The sequence below is a fragment of the Acinetobacter sp. ATCC 27244 genome (assembly GCF_000156555.1).
GTDB classification, from domain to species: domain Bacteria; phylum Pseudomonadota; class Gammaproteobacteria; order Pseudomonadales; family Moraxellaceae; genus Acinetobacter; species Acinetobacter haemolyticus.
In genome coordinates, this window is the sequence record NZ_GG665951.1 from 159,275 (window position 1) to 165,452 (window position 6,178).

A 6,178-nucleotide genomic window follows, 5' to 3' on the forward strand; every position below is an offset into this window, starting at 1 on the left:
TTATGGGTATTAACAAGTTAAGGTTTTATTTCATCATCCAAACTTAACCTTGGAACACCCTGCGCATTGGTGATCTTTTGTTGAGTCTTGATTCGATCAATCATCATTTCCAAGATTTCAACAAGTTCAGGATATTCATAATTCTGTACTTCTTCCAAATTTAATACCAGATGGAAGCCTTTGTAATCGTAATCAAACCATTTTTGTGTATCCGATTTCTTACCAGTGAATTTTTCCATCACTTGCCAAGTTTTAACAGGACCTTGAATCCCTTTTAAATAAATTGGCACTTTAGGTACACATAAAAATTCATTTTTAATCAGTTGATGTGTGTCATCAGCAATTAAGATTTCATCAACTTCAGCCGCTGACTGCAAACGTGCTGCTAAATTTACATCACGGCCAACAATGGTGTAAGCCATACGATGTGAAGCACCATAATTCCCAACGTGACAATAACCTGTACTAATCCCCATCCGAATATGCAGTGCTGGATAACCCATTTTCTTCCATCGCTCACGTAGCAATTTCATTTGCTGACGCATTGCAATCGCCATTTCCACACAAGATTTTGCATCTTGCTCAGTCCCTTGCGAGTTTGGATCACCAAAGAAGATTAAAATTGCATCTCCCATGAATTTATCAACAGTGGCTTCATACTGCTTCGCGATTTCAGTCATATGACTTAAATAGTCATTAAGTAAAAATGCCAAATCATCTGGAATCAGCGTCTCTGAAAGCTCAGTAAAACCTTGAATATCAGAAAAGAAAATCGTTAGTTTTTTACGTTTATATTCAATTTTCGCCTCAGCTTCACCACGCATAATGGATTGCCACAATTGCAATGGTGCATACCGACTTAATTGATTCGCAAAAGCAATATAACGCGTCATTTGATTATGATAATGCTGACGCTGTTGACCGAGGATATTAAGACGACGATGCTGGTAATAGTTACCAATCACAATAAAAACCATTAACCCAAGCAAACTCACTACAGTCAACTCTGGATTAGTAGGTTCAAAATATTGCTCAGCACCAAAGATGAAGAAAGTACTGAAATAAAAGGTAATAACACCGATCAGCCCAATTAAACAAGAAACCATTAAGGAGATTTTATTGTTTAATCCAACATACAATAAGGCAAATAGAATAACAAACGTTGGAACTAGACTCAGATGTAAAGCGGCTAAAATAATTGCTACGATGATTGCTTCATTGGCAAAAAATACGTTCTTCTCAGTTTGTTTATCATATTTGTATTGCAGCCATTTTTCCAAGCGCGGACAAAGCAAAAAATAAATCAATAATAAAGGGAGGATATAAAGTTGATAGTTAGCAGTCGATGAGGTAAATGTATAAATTACCAAAATAAGTGACAAGATCGAATATCCCATCAAACGATGAAAATATGCGAACTGTCTAGGTTCTTTATCAATCAACCTATCTAGCGGCACTCTATCCTCCTTTTTTATTATAGAATACTGTTATTCTTCTATTTTTGGATCAGTCCATGCGCCAATCAAACGGCATATCGCCTTGTCCACGTAATGCTAACATCAGCGTCTGACGCATATGTGCAAGTACATCACTATTGTATGGTACTGCTGCTGTTCCCCAGACTGGTTTAGGCCATGCCACGTCATTTTGATAACGTACAACATGATGAAAATGCAATTGTGGTACAACATTTCCTAAAGCGGCAACATTCATTTTATCCGCACGGAATACGCGAGATAGTTGGCTCGATAACCAGCTAGATTCACGTAGAAATTGTTCTTGATCTGCTTGGCTAAGTTCATAAAGTTCTGTAACACCTGGTACGCGTGGTACAAGGATCAACCAAGGAAATTGCATATCATTCATTAAACGACATGTTGAAAGCGGGAAGTCGCCTACAAAAAATGTATCTTGAGCAAGTTGTGGATGCAAACTAAACATATCTTTATAAATGATGCAGAATAATGATGATCAATACTATCACATCAGTTCTGATGTGAGTATTCTTCATCAGTCGTTTGATTACAAATAACAATGATTTTCCTCACTTATTATCGGAGGAATCATTGATATTTTACCTTTACTTAAAATAAAGCATGTTTTTTAAGCTATACATTCAATTCATTGAGCAACTTATTCAACAAATCGACAATAAACTGGATGCGTTTATCATATTCTGCAAGTTGCACAGTCACTTTCAAACGCTGTCCGCCTTCCATCCGATAATAGGTCGGATTTTTCTGCATAAGCTGAATGATGCTGATCGCTTGCACTGGTGTATCAGGTGAAAATTCGATATAACCACCATTACTATTGATATCAATTTTGGTGATTCCTAACTGTTCTGCTCTTAAGCGAATCTGATGTACGCTAAACAGCTGTTTCACCGGTTGTGGTGGAATACCAAAACGATCAATCAACTCCATACGAATATTATCAAGTTTCTCTTGGCTATCGGTGTTACTGATACGCTTATAGAATAATAATCGCTGGTGTACATCTCCCAAATATTCATCAGGAATCAATGCAGGCATATGCAAATTGATTTCAGCAGTTAATGACAATGGCGCATCGAAATTAGGTGTTTTACCCTTTTGAATGGCTTTAGTCGCTTTCTCAAGCATTTCCATATACAAGCTATAACCAATTGCCTGCATCGAACCACTTTGTTGTTCACCCAATAATTCACCTGCTCCACGAATTTCTAAATCCTCGGTCGCCAACATAAAACCAGCACCTAAAGTCGAAGCACGTTGAATTGCATCTAGGCGTTTCTCTGCGTCACCTTTGAGATGCTTAATAGATGGGACAAGTAGGTAAGCATAAGCTTGATGATGTGAACGGCCTACACGACCACGTAATTGGTGTAATTGTGCAAGTCCCAACTTATCTGCGCGTTCGATGATAATCGTATTGGCATTTGGGACATCGATCCCTGTTTCAATAATCGTTGAGCACACCAATACATTGTAGTCTTTGTGATAGAACTGCTGCATCACTTGTTCAAGCTCACGTTCACGCATTTGTCCATGCGCAACTGCCACTCGCGCTTCAGGAACTAGATGACGGATATTTTCCGCGGCACGTTCAATTGTTTCGACTTCATTATGCAAGAAATAAACTTGACCTCCACGTAACAGCTCACGCAGTATAGCCTCTTTGATTGAATCATCTGTATGTTCTTGCACAAAGGTTTTCACCGCCAAACGGCGTGCAGGTGGCGTTGCGATAATCGATAAATCACGCATACCAGAGAAAGCCATATTCAAGGTACGTGGAATAGGCGTCGCAGTTAAGGTCAGCATATCAACATCTGCACGCAATGCCTTAATCCGCTCTTTGTCACGAACACCAAAACGGTGTTCCTCATCAACAATCATAAGTCCCAGATTATTGAATTGAATATTCTCTTGTAGAATTTTGTGGGTACCCACCACAATATCTACTTTGCCATCCGCCAAATCTTCTATAATTTTTAAGTGCGTTTTATTGCTACCAAAGCGTGAAAGTACCTCGATTCGTACTGCCGTATCCGCAAAGCGATCTTTAAATGACTCATAATGTTGCTGTGCAAGTAATGTGGTCGGCACTAATACCGCAACTTGCTTACCATTTTGTACTGCTACAAATGCTGCCCGCATCGCAACTTCTGTTTTACCAAAACCAACATCTCCACAAACTAAGCGATCCATAGGTTTGGCAAGCTGCATATCATGCAATGTTGCTTCGATCGCATTTGCCTGATCCAAAGTTTCTTCATAAGCAAAACCACTAGCAAATTGCATATATGCAATATGATCAAGTTCAAAAGCAAATCCAGGTTTGGACTGACGACGCGCTTGGATATGTAATAATTCAGCAGCCACATCGTGGATCTGTTCTAAGGCTTTACGCTTCGCCTTACTCCACGCATCCGTTCCTAATTTGTGCAATGGTGCAAGATCAGGGTCACCACCACTGTAACGACTAATTAAATGCAAGTTAGTGACGGGCACATAAACCTTAGCCGCATCAGCATAATCAAGTTGTAAAAACTCATGGTCTTGATCATCAATTTCTAAAGTGATTAATCCTGCATAGCGCCCCACACCATGATCAATGTGAACCACAGGTGCACCAATGCTCAGTTCGGTTAAACTGCGAATCAAAAACTCTTCAGAAACTTCTTGCTGACGTTTACGGCGACGTTGTACTACCCGATGTTCATATAACTGATTTTCAGAAATGACAGATAACTGATCTGTTAGGAGCAAACCACGATCTAAAGGAGCACTTGTAATCGCAACTTTGAGTTTATCTTTTTGGAACTGAGCAAAACTTTCTACCGTTTGGATTTCACCTAGAACTGATCGCAAAGCATCTTTTAAAGTTTCTCGTCGACCTGCACTTTCAGCCACCAACAAAACAGGAAATTTACTTTGATCAATGTAGTCTTTGACCGCCTGAAATGGTTGTTCTTTTTTGGGATCAACTGCAAGTTTTGGCGGTTGCTCAGAGGCAAGATTTAAAACACCAGATTTTGAATCTAAAGCATCAGGTGAAGCGATAATACGAGGTAATTGATTTAGTGCCTGCAGTACATGATTAGGCATTAAAAATAAATCTTCAGGCGGGAGAATTGGCTGATCAATGTTGTGACGACGGTCTTCATAACGACGTACAACTTCTTTCCAGAAGTTGATCAACTCATCTTCAATCTCATTATTTGTAATGACAATGCAATTCTTTGGTAAGTATGCTGTGAACATACTTTGTGCTTCCATCACCTTTTTATCAAAGAACAAAGGCAAATAGAATTCTAATCCTGGGGTTGCAATTCCTTCGAGGACATCTTGATAAATGGGATTTTTCTTTGGATTTGCGGTTGGAAAACTCTCAGCATAGCGATCTCTAAAAATTGAACGACCTTCTTTGAGTGGAAACTCTTTGGCAGGTAAAACAGTAAAGTTTTTCAAAGACTCCGTCGTACGTTGTGTTTCTGGATCAAAGAACTTTAGGCTTTCAATTTCATCATCGAATAAATCTATACGAATCGGTTGTTCCTGTCCTGAAGCAAAAATATCCATGATGCTACCACGAACAGCAAACTCGCCATGATCGTAAACGGTATCAACCAAACGGTACCCTGCTTGTACGAGCTGTTTTTTCTGTGTTTCTAAATCAAGCTTTTGTCCAACTTTAATATCAAAGTGCTCACCAACCACCCATGAATATGGTGCAACACGTTGGGCTAAAGTACTTGCGGAAATCAACAAAATACCTTTCTGCGGCATATTGGACAAAATAGCCAAGCGCTCTGAGACAATATCCTGATGTGGAGACAAACGGTCATAAGGCAAGATTTCCCAATCGGGAAAAATTGTAGGTTTAATACCATAAAACTCAAGCTCACTTTCCAGTTGAGCTAAATGCTGATTATTCCTTGCCACAATGACGTATAGATTTGAACTTTGGGTCGCAATTTCTTTAAATAATAGTGCTGCCGACGATCCCAGTAATGAGCCAATCCAACGCTTTTCGCCTGCTTTGAGTTGCTGTAGATTTAATTGAGAAATTTCTTGCTGAAACATAGAGAAAGTCGTGCAATTTATAATGACAAGTGGCTTATTTTAGCATGATGTTTTTTACGAATAGGAACTTTTTGGCTTATCCTTAATGCAAAGTTATCTATTCAGTAGATCAAATAGAATTGCTATCAAAGTCACTATTATTTAAAACAGGATTCGTTAACCAATTTTTAATGTTATGGATTTGCTTTTCTACTTCAATAAGAAGATGAGGACTATTATCATGAGTCCATGTTTCATCACACCAGTCACAAGCATCATATAAATTACCCAACCATGAGGGGGAATATACAATTTTCGAATCAAGATTACGTGGAGCCCCCATAAAACCAGCTTCTATATTGTTAAAAATTTTACATAATTCAAAGGGCCGTATTTCACCCACTTGATATTTCTTTAGAACATTTAGGAAGTAATGAGCAGCTAAAATTTCGGCCTCAATTGAATTCACTGAAAAATTTACATCTACTCTTTGTATCAACCCTAACAAAAGAGATTTGTGGTCAGTATCATGATCAAAAAGTTCAAAGTACTCTATCTCTACAACCTCATGTGCTTTTATATATTCTGCGATTTTACTTAAAGTAAGATCTTGAGAGTAATCAGTATAT

4 protein-coding genes are annotated in these 6,178 nt (G+C 38.5%); all 4 read right to left on the reverse strand.

Annotated features, from left to right (window positions below; all coding sequences use genetic code 11):
- Positions 1-17 precede the first annotated feature (17 nt).
- Positions 18-1,457 carry an adenylate/guanylate cyclase domain-containing protein gene (locus HMPREF0023_RS04720; RefSeq protein WP_005082689.1) on the reverse strand — a complete coding sequence of 480 codons (1,440 nt, stop codon included), beginning with the start codon at positions 1,455-1,457 and terminating at the stop codon, positions 18-20.
- Positions 1,458-1,506: 49 nt separating this feature from the next.
- Positions 1,507-1,941, reverse strand: coding sequence for an HIT domain-containing protein (locus HMPREF0023_RS04725; RefSeq protein ID WP_004639438.1), 435 nt, complete (start codon positions 1,939-1,941; stop codon positions 1,507-1,509).
- Between the two features lie 167 nt (positions 1,942-2,108).
- Complete coding sequence (gene mfd, locus HMPREF0023_RS04730) at positions 2,109-5,570, reverse strand: transcription-repair coupling factor (RefSeq protein WP_008941314.1); 3,462 nt, start codon at positions 5,568-5,570, stop codon at positions 2,109-2,111.
- A 109-nt stretch (positions 5,571-5,679) separates the two neighbouring features.
- Positions 5,680-6,178 (reverse strand): hypothetical protein (locus HMPREF0023_RS04735; protein WP_034437257.1); only part of this gene is annotated, 499 nt, incomplete at its 5' end.